14 protein-coding genes and 2 pseudogenes are annotated in these 20,848 nt (G+C 56.5%); 15 read left to right on the top strand and 1 reads right to left on the bottom strand.

What is annotated here, in order from left to right; translation table 11 throughout:
* Positions 1-926 precede the first annotated feature (926 nt).
* Positions 927-1,799 carry a helix-turn-helix domain-containing protein gene (locus AB4136_RS17165; RefSeq protein WP_441931519.1) on the bottom strand — a complete coding sequence of 291 codons (873 nt, stop codon included), beginning with the start codon at positions 1,797-1,799 and terminating at the stop codon, positions 927-929.
* Between the two features lie 57 nt (positions 1,800-1,856).
* Between AB4136_RS17165 and AB4136_RS17160 the strand changes: the two genes are divergently transcribed.
* The 15 genes and pseudogenes from AB4136_RS17160 to AB4136_RS17090 all read left to right on the top strand — a co-directional run bounded on the left by AB4136_RS17160 (position 1,857) and on the right by AB4136_RS17090 (position 20,750).
* Positions 1,857-3,404: an ABC transporter substrate-binding protein gene (locus AB4136_RS17160; protein ID WP_441931518.1), complete on the top strand. Its 1,548-nt coding sequence runs from the start codon at positions 1,857-1,859 to the stop codon at positions 3,402-3,404.
* A gap of 42 nt (positions 3,405-3,446) precedes the next feature.
* A complete protein-coding gene (locus AB4136_RS17155) occupies positions 3,447-4,874 on the top strand; it encodes a C69 family dipeptidase (RefSeq protein ID WP_441931517.1) in 1,428 nt (475 codons plus the stop codon).
* Between the two features lie 55 nt (positions 4,875-4,929).
* Positions 4,930-5,898 (top strand): ABC transporter permease, encoded by a 969-nt coding sequence (locus AB4136_RS17150; RefSeq protein WP_441931516.1) that lies wholly within the window; start codon positions 4,930-4,932, stop codon positions 5,896-5,898.
* Positions 5,895-6,776: an ABC transporter permease gene (locus tag AB4136_RS17145; protein WP_441931515.1), complete on the top strand. Its 882-nt coding sequence runs from the start codon at positions 5,895-5,897 to the stop codon at positions 6,774-6,776. Before AB4136_RS17150 ends, AB4136_RS17145 begins: the two co-directional genes overlap by 4 nt.
* A complete protein-coding gene (locus AB4136_RS17140) occupies positions 6,766-8,382 on the top strand; it encodes an ABC transporter ATP-binding protein (RefSeq protein ID WP_441931514.1) in 1,617 nt (538 codons plus the stop codon). The genes AB4136_RS17145 and AB4136_RS17140 overlap by 11 nt, the downstream gene beginning before the upstream one ends.
* Before the next feature lie 268 nt (positions 8,383-8,650).
* Positions 8,651-9,571: a LysR family transcriptional regulator gene (locus AB4136_RS17135; protein WP_441931513.1), complete on the top strand. Its 921-nt coding sequence runs from the start codon at positions 8,651-8,653 to the stop codon at positions 9,569-9,571.
* A 129-nt stretch (positions 9,572-9,700) separates the two neighbouring features.
* Positions 9,701-10,702, top strand: coding sequence for a dipeptidase (locus AB4136_RS17130; protein ID WP_441931512.1), 1,002 nt, complete (start codon positions 9,701-9,703; stop codon positions 10,700-10,702).
* A 47-nt stretch (positions 10,703-10,749) separates the two neighbouring features.
* Complete coding sequence (locus AB4136_RS17125) at positions 10,750-10,911, top strand: hypothetical protein (RefSeq protein ID WP_441931511.1); 162 nt, start codon at positions 10,750-10,752, stop codon at positions 10,909-10,911.
* Positions 10,911-11,167 (top strand): annotated as a pseudogene (locus AB4136_RS17120) (aldehyde dehydrogenase family protein). The gene AB4136_RS17125 and the pseudogene AB4136_RS17120 overlap by 1 nt, the downstream one beginning before the upstream one ends.
* Positions 11,168-11,313: 146 nt before the next feature.
* On the top strand, positions 11,314-12,900 hold the full coding sequence (locus AB4136_RS17115) for a GMC family oxidoreductase (protein WP_441931510.1): 1,587 nt from the start codon (positions 11,314-11,316) through the stop codon (positions 12,898-12,900).
* Between the two features lie 99 nt (positions 12,901-12,999).
* Positions 13,000-13,201 (top strand): annotated as a pseudogene (locus AB4136_RS17110) (IS21 family transposase); the annotation flags it as partial.
* A 253-nt stretch (positions 13,202-13,454) separates the two neighbouring features.
* A complete protein-coding gene (locus AB4136_RS17105) occupies positions 13,455-15,635 on the top strand; it encodes a response regulator transcription factor (protein WP_441931509.1) in 2,181 nt (726 codons plus the stop codon).
* 210 nt (positions 15,636-15,845) lie between these two features.
* On the top strand, positions 15,846-16,523 hold the full coding sequence (locus tag AB4136_RS17100) for an amino acid ABC transporter permease (protein WP_441931508.1): 678 nt from the start codon (positions 15,846-15,848) through the stop codon (positions 16,521-16,523).
* Positions 16,524-17,223: 700 nt separating this feature from the next.
* A complete protein-coding gene (locus tag AB4136_RS17095) occupies positions 17,224-19,758 on the top strand; it encodes a M14 family zinc carboxypeptidase (protein WP_441931507.1) in 2,535 nt (844 codons plus the stop codon).
* Between the two features lie 23 nt (positions 19,759-19,781).
* Positions 19,782-20,750 (top strand): transporter substrate-binding domain-containing protein, encoded by a 969-nt coding sequence (locus AB4136_RS17090; RefSeq protein WP_441931506.1) that lies wholly within the window; start codon positions 19,782-19,784, stop codon positions 20,748-20,750.
* Positions 20,751-20,848 lie beyond the last annotated feature (98 nt).

Here is a 20,848-nt window from a genome sequence, read left to right as displayed (position 1 = left end):
ACTGCTTCTCCGAGGGCGATTTTGCTCTGCCATTCGGCGGGTTCAAAGAATCCGGCTTTGGTGGAAAGGATAAGGGTTTAGCGGCCCACGACCAGTACCTCGAGTCCAAGTCGATCTGGATACAACTCTCGGAAAAATAAGGACCTGAGGTGTGCCGTCCATAATTATTTGTCGTTGGCCATAAATGCCGACATTTGCGGAGCTACTCCGGGATACGCTGAGAAACGCCGATATTCGCCGGGAGGGAGCGCGCGGCCTGATACCGATAGATGGCCGATTGTCAAGGGGTGCGGCCGGAGCCGAACTGCTCCAAACAGGCGACTCGAATTTCTCTGACGATCATGTTTTCCGAGCACCGGACAATGAACGCCGCAACCTCAGGGTCACGGTCGATCGAGCGCACCGCCCGAAACGGTTTCCAGCCCGAGCCGCGCCACGCCCTGCCAGCAACATGTGATTACTCTATGTCCGGTATTGGGCCGAACTGGTATAGCGGCGTTGGGTCTCCATAATCACCCAGCGCAGGGTTGGTCTCGCGCAACCAAGCAATGACCGACTTGTGCTTCGTGGCGAACAACGTTGCCGTAGGTTCTTCCGACTGCTGCTTCGCTGGCCCAAACGCTATCTGCATGTCGCCCGTGTCGTCCGGGTCGAAGGCGGTCACAACGACTAGACTAGCTTGGAGAGCTTGCGTTCGGATGGGTGCCCACGAAACTTGTTAGGGAAGAGACAACTAAGTTTTCTCCGCCTTTAGCCGGATTGCTTGGTACGTAAAGATCATCCCCCGCGAGCGAAAACATCTTTGACCATTCGCAGGCTCGGCGGAAAGCCGGAAGTTTCGGCACAACCTCGCAGTCAAGCTGATTTTTCTACAAGTTCCGTTAGCAATAGCTATCGTAGCGAAATTCACCAAAATTTTGAGAAATTTACATCGGCCCTAAACTAAGAGGTCCCGACGAACCTACCACTTGCAGATATTTTCGGATTCTGGGATCAATTCTGGGATCGTTTATCTTGTACGATCCGCAGGCCCCGATCTGCTCCTTCAAATCGACGACTCGGCCTAGATATTTCCAGGCGATCGGCGAGGCAAATGGTTGCCTGTAGACCTGCGAGGTTACGCCGAAGGTAAGGCCTGTGAGAATATCGAGCCGCTTTCGATAAGACGGATACAGTATCGACTCGACGATCGTGTCTGAGGACAACGTTTCAAACTCGAGAAGGAAAATGCAGTTTCCCAGAAAGCTGGCCATCCCTTCATATTTCAGGATTTCTTGCACCTCTTCCGTCGACGCTGTTCGCTCGATCGTCTTGCTGCAAACCTTGCTATTCTGTTCGTAGAGATAAACAAGCGATCGCGTCACCGCCCCTGCATCGTAGGGCACGAGAAAGTGCATGTGGTAATATCCCAGCATCGTTCGAAGCCGTTTCAAGTCACCCGGAAAGGCCCGATCGATGAGTTGGCTCATTCGGTCTCGACCCGCGATGTCTTTCAGCTTGGTGGATGGCGCAATTTCCTTGTTCGGGTCGACAAGTTGATCAACGTCAACGCCGAAGCCAGCGGCGATACGTTGCAGATTGTGGCGCGACGGATAAACCTTACCAGTAAGGTATTTGTCGAACTGCTGTCTGTTTATATCGAGCATGCGGCAAACCTCGGATGTCGATCGATAGCGTGCGCAAAGCGTGCGAAGTTTTTCCGAAAGATCGCCGGCCAAAGTCCAATTTCCTTTCGTTGCTTTGCGCATTTTCTCTCTTATCTGCGCAAAGTCAACCAAAGCGGCGCTATTGCTGACCAATCGGCAACTTCCTAACGTCGCACGCAAAGGAAAGAAAAATGGGAACGGTTGGATCAAATGACAAACGTCTTGAATTCCTTGACTCGCCGGCAGCTCCTGCAAGTCTCGGCAGCCGCCGGGGCGCTTTCGCTTATGCAAACCGTGGTGCGCGCCGACACCCCAAAACGCGGTGGCCGCATGAGGCTTGCGACCCGCGATGGATCGACGACTGACTCCACCGATCCGGGCCTCTTGGCCAATATTTACCAATGGTATCTGGCGTTCGCCTTCAGCAACACGCTGACCGAGATACTTCCCGATGGTTCCGTCGGGCCAGTACTGGCGGAGAAGTGGGACAGCGCAGATGCCCGAACATGGAACTTCACGCTGCGCAAGGGCGTAACATTCCACAGTGGAAAGGAAATGACGGCTGATGACGCGGTCGCATCGATCAACCATCACCGCACGGCGGACTCGACGTCGTTTGTCGCGCCGATCGCAAAGCAATTCCTGGATGTCAAGGCGGACGGTCCGGGTTCGGTGGTCATCAAGCTTGCTCAGCCTAACGCCGATCTTCCCGCCACCTTCAATTCGGCGGGTTTCACCATTTACCCGAAATCGGACACCGGCATGGACTGGCAGTCACGTGATGGCACAGGCGGGTATATTTTGAAGGAACACGAACCGGGTGTCCGGTCATTCCTCACACGCAATCCAAACTATTGGCGTGACGATCGCGCCTTTGCCGACGAGATCGAACTGCTTTGCATTTCAGACGCCAGCGCACGCATCAACGCGCTGGTAACGGGTCAGGTCGACGCAATCGATGAAGTCGATCTAAAGACCGTCACGCTGTTGCAGCGCCAATCCGGGATCACCGTGGAGGAATCGACGGGGCCGCTGCATTACTCGTTTCCGATGCGGACCGACCTCGCGCCATTCAACGACGTCAACGTGCGGCTGGCCATGAAACATGCCATCAACCGTCAGGAAATGCTGGACAAAATCTTGCTCGGCCATGGAACCATCGGCAACGATCACCCGATTGGCCCTTCCTATCAATACTTTGACAAGACCCTGGCCCTCAATTCCTACGATCCTGACAAGGCTAAGTTTCACCTAAAGAAAGCGCGTCTATCGAGCCTGAATGTCGACCTCAGCACCTCGGAAGCGGCGTTCTCGGGCGCGACTGACGCTGCGGTCCTGTTCGCCGAGCAGGCGCGGCCAGCTTCGATCAATATCAATGTCATTCGCGAACCCGACGATGGTTATTGGGACAATGTATGGCTGAAGAAGCCAATTTGCGCCGCATACTGGGGTGGATTTCCTACAGAAACCGAGATGTTCGCTATTGGTTACGCGCCTGGTGCGGCCTGGAATGACACGTTCTGGACCGAGCCTCGATTTGAAAAGCTTCGACTGGAAGCTGCGGCCGAACTCAACCCCGTCAAGCGCCAAGCGATGTACAGCGAGATGCAAACCATTGTTCATGACGATGGCGGCGCGCTCATTTTCGCATTTGCCAACGCGGTCACTGCAAAGAACCTGTCCATAGCGCATGGCGCCGTGTCCACGAATATGAAGTTTGACGGCGCCCGCGTCGCCGAGAGGTGGTGGCTCGCCTAGGATCTTCCAAAAACCAATTGCCATTGAAATTCGGGCCACGGAATGAGCTACGGCATCTATGTCGGAAAAAATCATACTGCCGACGGCATCGCCTATCTGGCCGGATATGGCGATGAACCTTCAAGTCACTGGCTTGACATTGTCGATCGACAACAACATGCCGAAGGAACGACAATCAGGGTTGGGGTCACGGACGGGGCCGATCTACCCGGGCGCATGAGCACCATACCGCAGGTGCCTGAAACTGCGCGGCATATCCGCGTCAACTATAGTGTTTTCAAGGGTATGCCGGCACCGCTGACCAATGGCGGTCTGAACGAACATGGCGTGGCGGTGCGAGATATATGGTCGCCGTCGCGCGACGAGCTCGTCGCGATGACGCCGAAGGACCAGACAGGACTCACCTACAGCGACCTCTCAAAGATTATTCTCGAGCGGGCACGGACGGCTATAGAGGGCGTCAAGCTGATAGGTGAACTGATTTCCCAGCATGGCGATGTCAGCTATGGCGGCAATTCGAACATCATCGCGGACTCAGACGAGGCGTGGGTGGTCATACAGTTCGCCGGTGGACAAGGATTGTGGGCCGCAGAACGACTTGGCGCCGATTGTATCCGAGCTTCCCGACCGGGTTACATCACTGACATCCCGATTGACGACCCGCACTCCCCTGACTTCCTGTACCCGCCCAATCTGGTCGAGTTTGCTGTTTCACAGGGCTGGTTCGATCCAGCTTCCGGCGAAACCTTCAACGTCAACAGAATTTATGGCGACGGAAAGGGAAGGTGGGACGGTGTCAGCTGGATAGAGGCCGAGATGAGGGCCCGTGCCAGCCGACCGGAAAAGCTCACCATCGAGGACATAATCTGGGCTGTTCGGACTGAGCGCCTTGCAGGGGACATGGCCGAGTATGGCCAAGTCGTCCCGCTGCTCGACGCAGCTCATCCTGAACTGAGGATGCTCTGGCACACCCAGACCAACGCGATCGCCGCACCTTTCGCTCCGGTCTACATGGGCATCACTGACGTTCCCCCGGAATTCCGTATGCATCGATATCTGACCGCCGGCGAGGCGGAACGGGTGTTCGACGATCAGCAACCGTACTTCGAAGTGCCTTTGGTCCCCCAAGATATCGAGGCGACGCGATCTGCGACCTATGTCTTCAAGCGTCTTCTGAACCTTGTCTTCCAGAATAGTGAGATCTTCCTTCCGGAAATCACTGCATTCTGGACTGCCTGCGAGCGGCAGTTGCTGGAAGCGAGTATCGATGTTTCCCGCACCGCGAGGATCTTGCTCGATGCGGGGGAACTGGGATTGGCTGCGCGGTTCCTGACCTATTTTACGCATACCGAACTTATCAGAGCACTCAATTCGGCAGAACAACTCGCAGTGTCGTTAGACATCAGGAGCCGTGCGTTGCACGGCATCAGAGCTTCAGCAAAGCCGTCTGGTCCGGAACAGATTTGGTGATGGCAGTGACGGTAAGCCGAATGCATGACCGTGCTTGCTTGAGACAGGACCTTCAATGCGCGTCATTCTGACGACCATTCTTGAACGGTTGGGATTGGCTGTCCTCACGCTGTTTATCGTCTCCGTGCTGATATTCTCGTCGGTCACACTGCTTCCGGGCGGATTTGCGACAGCGGTGCTCGGACAGTCTGCGACGCCGGAAACGGTTGCGGCTTTTGAAGAACAGATCGGCCTCGATAGGCCCGCGACCGAGCGCTATTTCGACTGGCTGGGCGGTGCAGTTCGAGGCGATTTCGGCAACTCTTATTCCTCGCGACCGGGATCGAAGAGGCGGGTGGTGGACATCATCGCCCCGAGGCTGCTGAATACTTTGAAACTAGCAGGATTGACCGCTGCAATAGCCGTACCATTCGCCATATTTCTCGGCATCATCACCGCATTATGGAGAAATTCGTGGTTCGACAGGGTGATCAATGCGGCCACGCTGACGACCATCTCCGTGCCAGAGTTCTTCGTGGCATACGTCCTCATTCTGTTTCTGGCAGTCAAGTTCCCAATATTTCGGTCGCTTTCAACTGTCAGGTCGCACATGGGAGTTGCGGAAACGCTGGAAAATCTTGCGCTTCCTGTTCTCACATTAGCGCTTGTCATTACAGCTCATATGATGCGCATGACGCGGGCAGCCATTATCGGCGTTCTAGGCAGCCCCTATATCGAAATGGCCAAACTCAAGGGCGCACCGCCACTCCGGATCGTGCTTCGGCATGCGCTACCCAACGCGCTGGCTCCAATTGCCAATGTTGTTGCCTTCAATCTCGGTTATCTGATCGTGGGAGCAGTAATCATCGAGTTTGTGTTCGTTTATCCCGGCATTGGCCAGGCACTGGTAGATGCAGTCAGAACTCGAGACGTTCCCGTGGTCCAGGCCTGCGCGCTGCTATTTGCGCTGACCTACATCGCTCTCAACCTGATCGCGGACCTGATCGCCATTGCGACGAACCCTAGGCTGTTGCACCCAAGATGAGCGCATCCAACGAGTCTCCCGATACCCTGCGCCAGCAATCCCCTTCGAAGATAAGAGCGATCCTGCGCCACACGACACTATCGGCCTGGTTCGGCATCTCGATGGTGGTCATCTACGCGCTGATCGCCGTATTCGCACCCTTGATCGCACCTTATGGCCAAGCAGAAGTTGTCTCACCTGTTCCTTACGGACCATGGAACTATCAGAATCTATTTGGAACGGACCAGTTGGGGCGTGATGTCTTCTCGCGGATGATCTACGCGGCGCGCAATACGATTGCCATCTCCGTGACAGCAACGACGCTGAGCTTCGCCGTGGGCGTGACGCTCGGGATTATCTCTGCCGTGCTGGGAGGAATTTTTGACATAATCATTTCGAGGATCGTCGATGCCATCATGGCACTGCCGCAACTGATCGTCATCCTTGTCATGCTTTCCGTCGTCGGCTCGTCGGTCTTCAACCTGATCATCATCATCGGCGTCGCAGACGCTACAAATGTCTTCAGGCTGGCTCGCGCGACGTCGATGAATGTGGCCCTGATGGATTTCGTCGAGGATGCGCGTGTTCGCGGCGAGTCCTTGTTTTGGATCGTCTTCCGCGAAGTTCTGCCCAACATCCTTTCAACTCTCGTCGCAGAGTTCGGCATGCGTTTCTGCTTCGTGGTCCTGACGATATCGGCTCTGTCCTTCCTCGGGCTTGGTATCCAGCCACCAACGGCGGATTGGGGATCCATGGTGCGCGAAAGCGCAACCCTGATTTCATATGGCGACATCACACCGCTTCTGCCAGCGGCAGCCATCGCCATCCTCGCTATCGGCGTCAATTTCGTCGTCGACTGGTTTCTGCACTTTGCGAGTGGGTTGCGCGATGACCAATGACTCTGCGTCGCAAGATATTCTGCTTCGCATCAACGATCTGCGGATAGAGGCGGAAGCCGACGATGGCTGGCATCCGATCGTCAACCAAGTGTCGCTAACGCTTCGAAAGGGCGAGGTCCTCGGGCTCATAGGCGAATCCGGAGCGGGAAAATCAACGATCGGATTGGCCTCGATGGGTTTCACACGGTCCGGATGCCGATTCGCTGGTGGCGAAGTCATTTTCGACGGCATCAACCTATTGAAACTGCCGAAAGATGAACTTCGGGCCATACGGGGGTCCCGCATCGCCTATGTCGCCCAGAGCGCCGCCATGTCGTTCAATCCCGCGAAACGCATAATCGATCAGACAATCGAGACTGCTGTCCTCGACATGAGGATACCTCGTAGAGAAGCGAGAGAAAATGCGCTTGAGCTCTATCGCGATCTGCAACTTCCCAACGTAGAGGCGCTTGCACGACGATATCCGCACCAGGTGTCTGGCGGACAGCTGCAGCGCGCTATGACCGCGATGGCGATGTCATGCAGACCGGAACTAATAGTCTTCGATGAACCCACCACAGCATTAGACGTCACGACACAGGTCGAGGTACTGGCTGCGATCCGCAAGGTCGTGAAAGAGAGCCGTATGTCGGCGATTTACATCACCCACGATCTCGCCGTGGTCTCGCAGATGGCTGACCGTATCATGGTGCTTCGGCGGGGATCAGAAATCGAGCAAGCGCCGACGAGAGAGATGCTGTTTGCTCCTCGGCAGGAATACACGAAGTCGCTGTGGTCGGTACGCCACATGCAGAAGCCGCCGTCTCCCAGGGACGATGTCATCCTGGAAATTCGTGGCATCGACGCCGGCTACGGAAAAGGCAAAATCAAGGTCTTGGAAGATGTCACCGTTTCGGTGCCGCAAGGCCGAACCCTGGCCGTAGTCGGCGAGTCGGGTTCAGGCAAGTCGACACTGGCCCGCGTTGTTACCGGCCTTTTAGAACCGACGCGAGGTGATGTCCTGTTCCGCGGAGTTGCTTTGCCACCCGTTGCGAAGCGTCGCAGAGAGCAACTGCGTCAAATTCAGTTCATCTATCAATCTGCCGATACAGCTCTCAATCCGCGTCAGAGGGTTCGTGATCTCGTTGGGAGGAGATTGGAGCTTTATTTCGGTTTGCGGGACCAGGAAAAGGAACTCAGAATCGCTGAACTGCTCGACATGGTCGAACTGGGTCCACGATACATCGATCGCTTTCCTGGTGAATTATCGGGAGGGCAGAAACAACGTATCTCGCTGGCCCGGGCCCTTGCCGCCAAGCCTGACTTGATGATTTGCGACGAAATCACCTCTGCGCTCGACCAGATCATTCAGGGTGAAATCCTCAAGCTGATTATGCGGCTGCAACAGGAAACCAGTGTGACCTACATGTTCATTACCCACGATATCGCCACTGTCCGGGCGATCGCCGACGAAATCGTTGTCATGAAGTCCGGCAAGGTTGTACAGCAGGGTCCAAAGGACGACGTTCTGTCACCGCCTTATCCCCCATACACCGAACGCCTGCTTGCCTCTGTTCCAGAGATGGATCCTGACTGGCTAACCAGGCATTTGACCAGCCGACAATGAGGTAGGTGGCAACATGTCTGAAATGAGCCGATATCGTTTGAAAAAGACGCCTCCGATCTGTGCGGGCATTTCCTGGTTGGCGGCTTGGCGAGGTAGCGTACGGTTCACGCGGGTCCTGGCATTGGTGCCGGCCAAGCTTCGCGAGTTTGCTGGGTTTTGAGCTACGGCTACGGGATTGAACCCGTCCCCACTTCGTCGACCTTCTCAGTCACAGAGGCATCGTAAAGTTGACGGTCACTGCCTGCGCAATGAAGTTTCGGTATGGTCTATGGTGGGATCACCAAGAATAAGTTTACAGCAGCTTCGCGCACTGATTGCGGTGGATGACGAAGGCGGTTTTCGTCGAGCTGCAGATCGCCTCAATACCTCGCAGTCTGCTGTCAGCAGAACTATTCAAACGCTCGAAGCCGAGTTGGGGTTTCCCGTGTTCGAGCGGAGCACCCGTGGAGTGAAGCCTAACTCGGTCGGCAACAGTCTCCTGCAATATGCGAGGAAGGTCGTTAATGGCCTGGACGAGATCTCCGCGAAGGCGCTGACCGCTATTCGAGGAGATGTCGGCCATCTGAGAATAGCATATAACGAGATCGCGATACGGACATTTCTTCCGAAGATGCTGGCCCTGTTTCACAGGTTACATCCAGGTGTCGAAATGTTCCTAGCCAGCCAGTCCACATGTGAAATGGTAACCGAGAACAGCGCAGGATCGATCGCCCGAGGAGAAGTAGACATAGGGTTTTTGGTCGGGCCTGTGTTTGACACAGACCTAGAAATTATCCCGCTATTCGAAGATCACATGTCGCTTGCCGTTGCTCGAACTCACCGGCTCGCCGGCCGAGACTCGGTATCGGCATCGGAATTGAGAAATGAGCATGTGCTGCTGTGGTCGACTGACCTTTGGCAAATCTACACGCGGCGTATCAAAAATATCTGCCGTGCCGCTGGGTTCGTTCCGCGACCGACTATCTTGATGCCGGACAACGAAAGCGCGTTTGCCTTGGTTGAAGAAAACGTAGGCGTCATCCTGGTCGCTCATTCGGTGGCGTCGACCTACTCAGATCGTGTCTCGATAATTCGCCTGGAGAACAATTTGGAACCGATTCCGCTACTGGCCGCTTGGCGGAAGGACAACACGGCGCCGGCCCTGCAAAACTTCATTCGCGTGGTCAAAGGAGATACGCCGCAGGCCTGAATTCAACCGCCTGCTGTCGTGACTTGCATCGATGCCGTTTTGTCATCGCGCGATATCAATTCATTGTTGGACAGGTATCGCTTCCATACGCGACATTGCGACCACTTTCGGAGCGAAGGGGACAACCTTGTGGACGCAAGCAAGCTGAACGCAAGCGAACTGTTCAATAGTTGCATTGTGTGGGACGCGCACTGCGGAATAGATCCGCAACTGCCCCCGGATATGAGCTCCCTAGAACGCATACGGAAAGCTGGCTTTACTTACGTGAGCACCAATGTCGGGTACGACGTGCTGCCGTGGCACGAAGCTGTTCCCGTGATCGGCGCACTCCGGCGCCAGCTGCGGGAGAACAGTGACAAATACATAATGGTGTCCGGTGTCAAAGATATCCTTGCTGCCAAGCGGGAGGGAAAGCTCGCGATCTCCATGGATATCGAGGGGATATCAGCGCTCGACGGGTCCGTTGAAATGGTCGAGGTGTTCTATCAATTGGGCGTCCGGCAGATGAGTTTCGTCTACAACCTCGACAATTTGGGTGGAGGCGGTTGCCATGGCACGAACACCGGATTGACGTCTTTTGGCCGAGACGTAATCCGCGAAATGAACCGCCTTGGCATGATCGTTGACGGATCTCATTGCAGCGCCAAAACGTCCATCGAAATGGCCGAAGTTTCGTCGAAGCCATTTGTCATTTCACTTTCAAACAGCCGCGTTTTGCACGATCATCCACGCAATATCTGGGACGAGCAAGCGACGGCATGTGCCGCTGCCGGAGGGGTCGTCGGGGTCACGGGAGTTCGGCTATTTTTGGCTAAGCCGGACAACAAATCACCGGACCTCGATCTGTTGGTGCGTAACATCGATTACTACTGTGAACTTATCGGGCCTGAACACGTGGGCATCGGCACAGACTTCACAGAGATCACGAGTACCATGGAACGCCGCTTCGAGAACGCCAAAGACTACTGGCCGCCGGAGCACTACACAACGGGGTCAGGCTTGGGCTTCGTTGACATAGACGTATATCCGAGACTCGCGACAGCATTGTCAGACAGGGGTTATTCGAACCAAGATATCATCGGCATCTTGGGAGGTAACTTCATTCGGGTGGCTGCGCTGAACTGGGAATGATTTCAGTTCAACGCATGTCTCGTTAGTTGACTTGGTCGAAGGCGCTGATGCGTATGGTGGCGGCAAGAGATTATTATTCATTGGTCGGTGGAGAGGGGACGAGAATCTCCGTTACAAATCCTGCAACGCTGGATGTGGCGGGTATCGCGATCATTCCAGATGCAGATACGTTGGTTGCAGAAAGCAGTTCGGCCCCGTCCTGCCGGTGATGACGTTCACCGATGAGGCCGACGTGAGCGCTCGGGCGAACGGCACCCGATATGGGCTCTCCGCATCTGTTTGGTCCGGCGACACGGAAAGAGCCACGCGTGTTGCCCGGCTGTTGATTTCGGAACGACCTGGGTGAACAAACATATGGACTACAATCTCGATTACCCCGTCACCCCCTGTAAGGAATCCGGTATCGGCGCGGAACTGGGGCTGGAGGGTTTGAGAGAGTATGCCCAACCGCGTCTGCTGAGCTAGGCGGCGCTACGAAGAGGACATCGCGCGCACTGGGATCGACGGGATATCCGGCGATTTCCCGCTTTGGCGTCGCCGCCGAAATTTCGCGCGGGCTAATCGCAAATGCCGGCGCCTACACAAGAACTCGATTTAGAGGCCATGGAACAATGGAATTTGATTACATCGTCGTCGGGTCGGGAAGCGCGGGGTCTCCACTTGCGGCCCGCCTTTTAGAGAAAGGGGCCACCGTCCTGTTGCTTGAAGCAGGTAAGCGCGAGCGGCTTCATTTCACGCGGGTCCCGGCATTTTGCATGTATACGATCGGAAACGATCGCTACGACTGGAATTACAAAACGGAAGCGGATTCGAGCCGAAACGGCGTGCGGGAAGTTTGGCCTCGCGGCCGCGTACCTGGTGGGTCATCCGCCATCAATGGAATGGTCTTCATTCGCGGCCTCGCAAAGGACTATGACACCTGGTCCGAACTCGGTTGCACAGGTTGGGACTGGAATTCCGTATTGCCCTATTTTCGCAAGATGGAAACGGCCGAGATCGGCGGGGACAATTCGGTGCGCGGTGGCATGGGCCCGCTACACGTCACGCTACCCAGATGGAAGCATCCGATATCCGAGCGCTTTATAGAGACGTTCGTTAATGTGGGCGTACCGAGAAACTCCGATCTTAGCGGTAGCTCACACGAGGGCGTGTCGTGGTGCCAAGGGTCGGTCAAGAATGGTATACGCCACTCGTCGTTTGACGCCTTCATCGTTCCAAAATTGAAGAATTCGCGTCTGTCCTTCGTCGATGATGCCCTCGTTGAGCGCATCGTATTTTCAGGATGCCGCGCAACCGGGGTCCAATATCGCCGCGGCGGCAGTGTCGTCGAGGCGAAAGCCCGACGCGGCGTGGTGATCAGCGCCGGTTCATTAAATTCTCCGCACCTGCTAATGCTCTCCGGCATAGGTGATCCTGCCGAGCTTGCGAAACACGGAATTGAAAATGTCGTGGCGAGTCCGGAAGTCGGACGCAATCTGATGGAACATCCAGGTCTCCATATTACAGCTGAAGTAAATATCGATACTGGTAACATCTATGCATCTCCCTTCGGAATGATAAAGACATTCGCGCAATGGGCTATTGCCCGGCGGGGTGCGTTGGGCGTTCCAAGCGCTTCCGTGCTCGCATTTCTCAAATCCACGGCAGATCAGCCAGTCCCCGACATCCAATTTCATCTATTCCCTTACGGCTACACAAAGTCGGAAGACGGCAAGCACACGGTGCCGGTAAGAAAACTTGTGACCGTTCTTGCCAATCTTAACTATCCGAAGAGCCGGGGACATCTGGCGCTCAAGTCAGCTGATCCTCGTGACCACATCGCAATCTATCCGCAACTGTTGGACCATGCCGACGATTTCGACGGGGTAATGCGGTGCCTGGAGTGGATCAGACGTGTCGCGTCGGTGCCGCCTTTCGGGGAGCATATCACCAAGCTCGTAGACGTGCCCGCACCGAGTGCAGGAAGATCGGCTGACGAGGAGTTTGTGCGGGGAGCGACCGTCCCATTCCTGCATCCAGTTGGCACATGCCGCATGGGCAGTGATGACAAATCTGTTCTGCTGCCAGATTTACGCGTTCGGGGTGCAGATAATCTCTGGGTAGCCGATGCCTCGATCTTTCCGCGACACATCGCGGGCAACACCAACGCGACAGCAATCATGATCGGCGAGCGAGCCGCCGATCTCATTCAGCCCTAACCGCGTTTCCAGAAGCCGTTAAGACGCAAGCGTTTAAGTGGGACGGATCGATATAGCCTGTGTCCAAAGGACGATCGCACTGATCGCAGTCCGGGTTGCGGCTTCCATCCCAAAGCCTGCCGGCCTTTACCGCGCTAAAACGAAGGGCAAGGTCGAGCGGCCGTTTCGCTATATCCGCGAGGACTTTTTCCTGGCCCGATCCCTCCGCAATCTGGAGGACCTGAACGCGCAGCTGCGGCACTGGCTGGACACGGTCGCCAACTCGCGGATTCACGCCACTACGAGGCGTGTCGTCAACGAAGCCAGCATGTCGGCTCGCGGATGCCGCAGGCACGCCACGATTGCTCATGTGACCCTGGGCAGACAATCGGAAGTGCCTCAGATCGCACATGATGACGCGTTGGCCGGGGCCAAGGGTCTCATGAACTTTTGATCAGCAACGGGTCTGGGTGAAAGCATTTGCGAATGGCACAAAATTCGCAATAATGGCACTTAAATTGATAGCAGACGCCGGCATCAAATCGCCCTTGGACCGATGGCTTCGGGGAACTCACATGGAAGCAACAACGGACGGTGCCCGAGAGAGGTGGCAACAGGCCATTCTGCGGGCCAACGCAATAGAGGCACTGATCAGTCGTCCGTCTGAAAAGAGAACCCGTGCCGCCATCCAAGCGGTGGCGGCGAAGCTTGGTGTCAGTCTGGCGACGGTTTATCGATTGATGCGGGTTTTGCGTGAGGGCGGAACGACCGAGACATTCTTCGAGCGGAGGCGTGGTCGACCCCGTGGCCTGCGCACCCTTGAAGGTCGGTGCGAGGAAATAATTCAAGACGTTCTTCAAGATCACGGCGACAATCCAGATCCTCTGCCGCTCTCTGCTGTGTTGAGGACGATCCACGACCGTTGCATAGCCACAGGGCTGAAGCCACCCCACCGCCGAACCGTGACTGCACGTCTCAACGATCTCAACTCCAGAAAATCGGTTACTGCCAGTTCGATCGACACTATGGAAAGAGGAGAGATCACCCACACTGGAGGACGCTACCCGCAGGCCGGTCCGCCAGCGGAAGATCGCGGGACGCATCGTGCGCAATTGGGCGATACGGGCGCAGAACGGAAATTCTATCCGGCTGAAATCATTGTTTTTTTGCAGAGAGAGGGGGCGCTGGATGCGGCGCGGCGCATTCTTGAGGAATACAACGGTTTCTTTCTTCTCTCGTTCTTTGGTCCGGATGCGTTCGATGAGATGCTGGCAGGCTTTCCCGACGACTACGCCGCTCAATTCGAGGATTTAGTGCTTGCGAGAGCGATGCAAGCCCTGAAACACGGGGATGTCATAAGGGCCAGACGAATACTGTCCGATCGATTTGGCGTCACTGTTAATGATCTGAAGGAAATACTATCGAAAGAAAGTACATCGTCCAAGGAATTGCGCGCTTTCAGGGTCCTAATGGCCATCTATGAGGATGATATCTTTTATGACGGATTCATCGAAGACTGCTTCAATCTTATTTCTGAATTTCCAATCAATAATCATCTGTTCCGAGGTGTGTGTTACAACGCGTTGCTGGAGTTCTACGTGCGTGGTGGCCGCTTTGCTGAAGCTGAAACCATGGCGCGTCATGCCATATTTCATTACAAGCGTGCGAAGTCGCCATTCCTGACTTTCTGTATATTCCTGCATCAATCGTTGATCCGGCTGATGATGGGTGATGTATTGTCCGCTCGCAAGTATTCCAAGCTTGCAGCAGCCAATCTCGCCGAGGTGCCGTTCAAGAACCCGAACGATGTTCGATTGCAATCGCTTATGGATGCCTGCATCGAGTACGAAGCGGGACGTGTGCAGCCGCTTGCCAGCTTCTTGAATCTGGAGATGGAGGGATTCGCACATGGAGAGATTTGGCCGAGCCTGCTTGAGTTTGTGCTGCAATACGGCAGCCAAGCGCTCAGCGCTCATTTTTCGACTATAGCCGCGCGCAGTTTCATAGATGGTTGGCGCGCCTATCAGGTCTCAAACCAGCAATTTCAGACAAGGGTGGATATCCGCGAGGCCGTTATCCTGCAGAATGCCAACCGATGGCAGGAGGCTGCCGAATGGCTGGACGGCATTTCTCGTGTGAACAGAAAGTGGGTCGTTCGCGCCGGTGCCGGGCTGATGTACCTGCGTGACCGAAGCGAAATTGCCCTTGCCCTCACTTGGTTGCGGCAAATGACCTACGAAAGCCCAAACTTGCCCGGACTTGATGATCTCATCGTTGCAATCAGCAACAATTTGCAGTTGACGAGCCGGCAACGCATAAGCGCGCAAATCTGGCAAGCCTATGTTGCCAAGCGCCAGCGCAATCAATCTCGTGCTCGCTCAATAATGAGCAAGACACTGGAGGAATGCGCGCGCCTTGGCTCGATCGCGCCACTGGCGGAAGAGAACGTGTTCGTCTGTGAACTGATCAACAACCAGAGAATAGGTGGCTTTCTTGCAACCTCGACCGCGGCGATGCAGGTTATTCGCAGGTTTCGTGACATCAGCAAAGTGTCCGCAAGCGGCAACTTGACACGGCGCGAAACTAAAATCCTTCTGATGATTTCGGAAGGTGCGAGTAACAAGCTCGCTGCAAACCGGTTGGGTGTCAGCGAGGCGACCGTCAAGTTTCATCTCAGAAACGTTTATCGAAAATTGGGCTGCCGCAATCGCCAGGAGGCCATCGGTTCAGCAAAGTCCTTAGGCATCGCGACCTGATGGTCGCCGCCGGCTGCGGTGGTCAAATGCAATACTTTTTTTTCAGAAACCTAGACCAGCAGTCTGTTGGGCCGTTCCGTGCATTGTGCAATGCTCACTGCCGGTTCTATTCGGAAAGGCTGTCGGACCTCATGCAAAAATAGGCTGCGGAGGTCGCAGTCTTTCCTAAAACGATCTTGCCCCAAAAAGTGGCGTTAACCGAGGATTCCGATGTTCGACAATTTCCTATCGAATGCTCTGGATTGGCTGCCGCTTCTTCTGCGCGGTACCGCTGTCACGCTAGTCGCCACGGTTGCGACGATGATCCTCGCAACGATCTGGGGAACAATCCTCGGACTGATCCGGCACCGAAAGGTCCCGGTCATATCCAGGCTTGTGGTGATCTATGTCGAGATCTTTCGGGGCATGCCCACCATCGTGATCCTGTTCATCCTGTATTACGGCCTGCCGACGGTTGGTCTGACCATTTCGCGGGAGCCGCTGGTCGTCGGCATCATAGGTCTCACGCTCGGTCTTGGCGCCTATATTTCGGAAGTCGTGCGTGCCGCTATCAATGCGATCGACCCTGGCCAGCTAGAGGCATCGAGATCGCTCGGTCTCAGCGATTTCAAAGCCTATTGCCTGATCATCCTGCCACAGGCATTGCTCGTGGCAATTCCAAGCTTGGGCAGTTTCTTCGTGGGGCTTATCAAGGATACATCCCTTCTCAGCTTCATTTCGATCAGCGATCTGCTCAAGACAGGCAACGACATCGTCTCGGCGACATTCCTGTCATTCCAGGTCTATGCGCTCATCGGAGCGATTTACATCCTGCTCAGCATGTTCGCCTCGCGAATGCTTATCATTCTCGAGCGCACGCTCACCCCGATCGAGCTGAGAGCGGCCTGATCTGCCCGATAGGGAAAGTCTGGCTGGGGCTCGCATTCTGCGCTCCCAGCTCTTGAGGCGATCACTGTTTCATCTGGTCGACATTGCTCTCAACGATCGCCCAGCTCTGTGGGAGATCACCTGTCACTTAAAATGAGAAAATCGCGAATTAAACTACCATACTACGAAGCGCGATCGGCGTCCCTTGCAGAACCGGCACTGTTTTCGATCATCTTCGATTTATTCAACCAAGAGATGTGCTTTCGCAGCCGATTCATCGTCCGCGACGATGGAATTAACCACATGCCTGCTGAGTTTCTCTTTGTAAGAATTCTTGATAAGAATATGTAATATAAAGAAAATTTCGAAAATCTCAATTGGTCCCGACGACATGGCGCGCGTCCCGTGCATGCGCATCAACGCGTAGCGTGCAAATTGACTGCAATCGCACCCGGATGGATCGAAGGGCGCATGGATTGCTATCGAAAGACCAATCCCCGTGGTCTAAATCCATCAAAAACAGAGTTAGAAAAGCCATACTTTTTTTTCATATTGCTAGCTGTCTTCCCTGTTGGACAGCCTAAAACATTGTGCAATCGTTTTGCTGTCCGCGGCGCCCAACGGACACATGCAACAAGGCAGTACGGCATCGGAAATCGGAAGCGTTGAAGCCTCCGCATGCTTCTGCGCGACACCGCTGTCTCAACGAAAGGGCGATATCTTGAACGTTCACACCAGTAGTCTGCCGGCTGCTCTGCTCCGCGTCGAGCGAACCGCGACCCAGCCTCAAGCCGATGGAATAGTCAGCTATGCGCAGCTTCTCGACCGGGTGTCGGCGCTGTCAAGCAACCCGCGAGTCCATGTCGAGTGGATTGGCAAGAGCCGCATGGGCCGGCTCATACCGGCGATCATCGTGACTGCGGACACCTCGCCGGCAGTGTTGGCATCTTCGAGGCTCGCGGCGGCGGAACTCGCGGCTGCCGGTGTGTCGCACGACCAACCGGCCAAGACGACAATGACCCGGCCGCGCCTGACCACCGTTCCAGACGACGCCGCGCTGCCGATCCTGTTCACCTCCGGAAACTACGGCAATGAGCTCGCCCAGGTCGAGGCGGGGTTGCGCCTTGCAAAGTCGCTGGCGGAAGACACGTCGCCCGAGGTCGAGGCCGCCCTGCGGCACGTGGCGCTCATCATCATCCCGACCAACAATCCAGACGGCCACGAATCCGCCCTCCAGGAATTGGCGCTCGAGCCGCTCTCCTCAGCAATGCGCTCGGCAGGCAATTTCTTCGAACAGCAGATCCTGCGCGAGTATTTGCACCAGGTCGAGCCGGAAAGCGAAGCCATTGCCGGTCTGATCAGCCGATGGAAGCCTTTCCTCGTCTGTGAGGTCCACGAGGACAGCATCGGGCTCGGATGGCAGAATCCGGAAACCTGCCTGGCTCCGCCCATGGGGCCAGCAAGCACGCCGGGCTTCGGCGGCATGATCGACATGCCGGCCGGCCCCGGCGAGAACGACCCACGGCTGCACGAGGAGATACGCCGTTATGGACGCGCCATCGCCCGGGAGTGGCATCGCCTCGACTACAATGTCCTGCATCAGGACGACGGCCGGCACGGTTGGCCGAAGTGCCCCGGCGAAGGACCTGCCGGCCTGACGCCGCAGCCGGAAACGCGGTTCACACGCGCCATGGGCCTGCGTGGCGTGGTGTCGTTCATCATTGAGAGCTGCCGCCTGCCTGGCAACCAGACCTGGGAGGATCGCGTCGGACAGAAGGCGAGCGCCGGCCGTGCCATCCTGCTAGAGGTCGCCGATCACCGCCAGAAGCTGGTGGATATCGTGGGCGCCGTTGCCGACCGGGCAGTGGCGGCGGGCCTCGGGGGGTCGGGAGAATTCTTCGTCATTCCTCTCGCGCAGGATCTCTATCTGCTCCGCCGGGCCATGAACATCCTCCGTCTGCATGGCATCCAGATGTATCACGGCACGTCGCCGCAGCATGGCCGCTCCGTCGTCGTTCCGGCGGCGCAGCCACTCGGGCCGACGCTTTCCGTTCTGCTCGACATCGATGAAGGGCAGCACCAGTCGCTCGTCGTCTCGCTCGGGCTGCGGGTCATCGCGTCGCGCACCCTGTCGCCCACCGAAAGCTCGGCCTGGAGCGAGGTCTCACTGACACCCGCCGTCGACGTTGCGCCCACCCTGATGCCATGGATGCGCAGCCGCAATGTGAGCAAGTCGATCGACTTCGACAACGGCCATCAGGCGCCAGCGCTCGTTAACCGTATTCTCCGGTCTCCCGGTGGCCGCGTCAGTTGGAGGGCGGGGATCGGCGGCGGCTTCCTAGCAGACTATTCGGGCGACCCGCTGACGATCTACGACCTGACCCGTGGCCTCGACATCGTCGTGAATCCGGCCGAAGGCGCCGGAGGGAAGGCCGGCGCCCCTCTGCGACCGCTTCGTGTCGGCATCCTGCGCGGCCAAGGCTTCTCCCGCTCCGGTCTGGAAGGCACCGTCGGGCGCATCCGCAAATTCCTCACTGAATGGGAATTCTCCTTCATTCTGCTGACTGCCTCCGATCTCAAGCCTCAGATTCTCGCCGACATCGATGTTCTGATCGTGCCGCACGGTCTTGCCGATGAACTCGTCAACGGCCCGCTCCCGAACTATCTCTGGCACCGGCATCCCTGGGAACTCGACGAGCCGGACAATCCGCTCGGTGAGGCGGAGGCTGCTACGCTTCGGGCATGGATCGACGCGGGAGGCACTTATGTCGGCATCGATGCGGGTGGAGGACTTCTGGCGACCCGTCCCTATCTCGGACTGATCGATGCGGAAGTGACAGCCAAGGATCTGGGCATCGGCCTTGTCGAGCTTTCGATGGACCAGCCTCAGGATCCTATCTTCGACGGCATTGCAGGCCGGCTCGAAGCGGATGGGGTGGCCCGCACCGGCTTCATGCCCGCCTTCTACCAGAGCAATCCGTGGTACGAGGAACCCGGCGGCTGCGTCTTTGCGCTGGGCAAAGGCGCGGTATCGCTTGCGAGCTATTCGGCCACGCTTCCTGTCAAGGGTGTCAATCACATCAGCCCGATCGGCTCGTTCTCCGTCAGCGGTGGCGGGACGGCGATCGCCACCGCTCGTCATGGAGCGGGGACGGTTACGGTCTTCGGCATCCAACCCTGCTACCGCAGCTACTTCCTGTCCACGGCCCGACTGATCGCCAACGCGATCTTCAAGCACTGCATTAACAATCAATAACTGCAAAAAAGGGGAACTAAAGCATGGCAACCAAAATCGATACGAGGCTTATCGGCACCGCTCTGGCACTCTTGGTGTCGTCGACGACACCCAACCTGGCAGCCGAACCCGCCGGAGCCCGGGACACCAAGGTCACCGACTGGACGGATCCGCGTCCAGCGGACTGGGCAACGCAATATCCGCTTTTTGCGCCGGCTACGCCGGGCGACGGGTCTCTGAAGCAGGCGCAGGAAAAAGGCATCACGGTCTGCGCCCAGCTCAACATTAAGCCGATCGACTTCATCGACACCGAAACTGGCAAGGTGATCGGACTGGAGCCGGACATCATGGCTATTGCTGCCGAGCAGTTGGGAATCAAGTCTGTCGATTACGTCAACATCAATTTCGGCGCTCTCATTCCTGCACTTCAGGCCGACAAATGCACGATCGTGATGGGCGGCATCGCGACTCGTAGCGATCGCGCCGCGGCAGCCGGCATCAAATATGCCACGCCCTACTTCGTCTGGGCGGACACGATGATCGTGCTCAAGGATTCCGGTATCAAAAGCGAAGCCGACCTCAAGGGCAAGGTGATCTCCGTTCTCGCCGGCTCGACTGAAGAGGTCGTTGGGCATCAGGTCGTCGACCGTATAGGCGGAGCCACCGTGCGCAGCTATCCCGCCCCGGCCGACACGTTCCAGGCGCTACTGTCGGGCAATGCCGACGGTCTTGTCGAGACGCCGATCGCACTCACCCAGCATCCAGAGAGGGCAAAGATGGAGGCGCTGCCCGGCTTTCTGAAATTTACCCCGGCCGGCAAATTCGCGTCCGAATTCGACAAAAATCCCTACAATTGGGGCGCTTATGCCCCAATCACCAAGGCAAGCGACGGCGACCTAAACCTCGCCATTTCCATCGTCTTCAGCAACATGATCAAGGACGGGACGATGAAGACGCTCATGACGAAGTGGGACGCCTATTCCGACGGCATGCTCGACACGGTTCGCAAGTAACGCCTTACGGGGCCGCTGGCCGGAATGCTCCCGCCCGCCCGCGTCTGCGGCCCCGTTCCAAGCAATTGCCAGCGTAAGCCGGCTCCAATCCAAGAAAT

Source organism: Mesorhizobium sp. 2RAF21, assembly GCF_052115345.1.
In the GTDB taxonomy this organism is placed as follows: Bacteria; Pseudomonadota; Alphaproteobacteria; order Rhizobiales; family Rhizobiaceae; genus Mesorhizobium; species Mesorhizobium terrae.
Note: the sequence above shows the minus strand (reverse complement) of the source record. Positions and strands in the feature narration are given on the sequence as shown.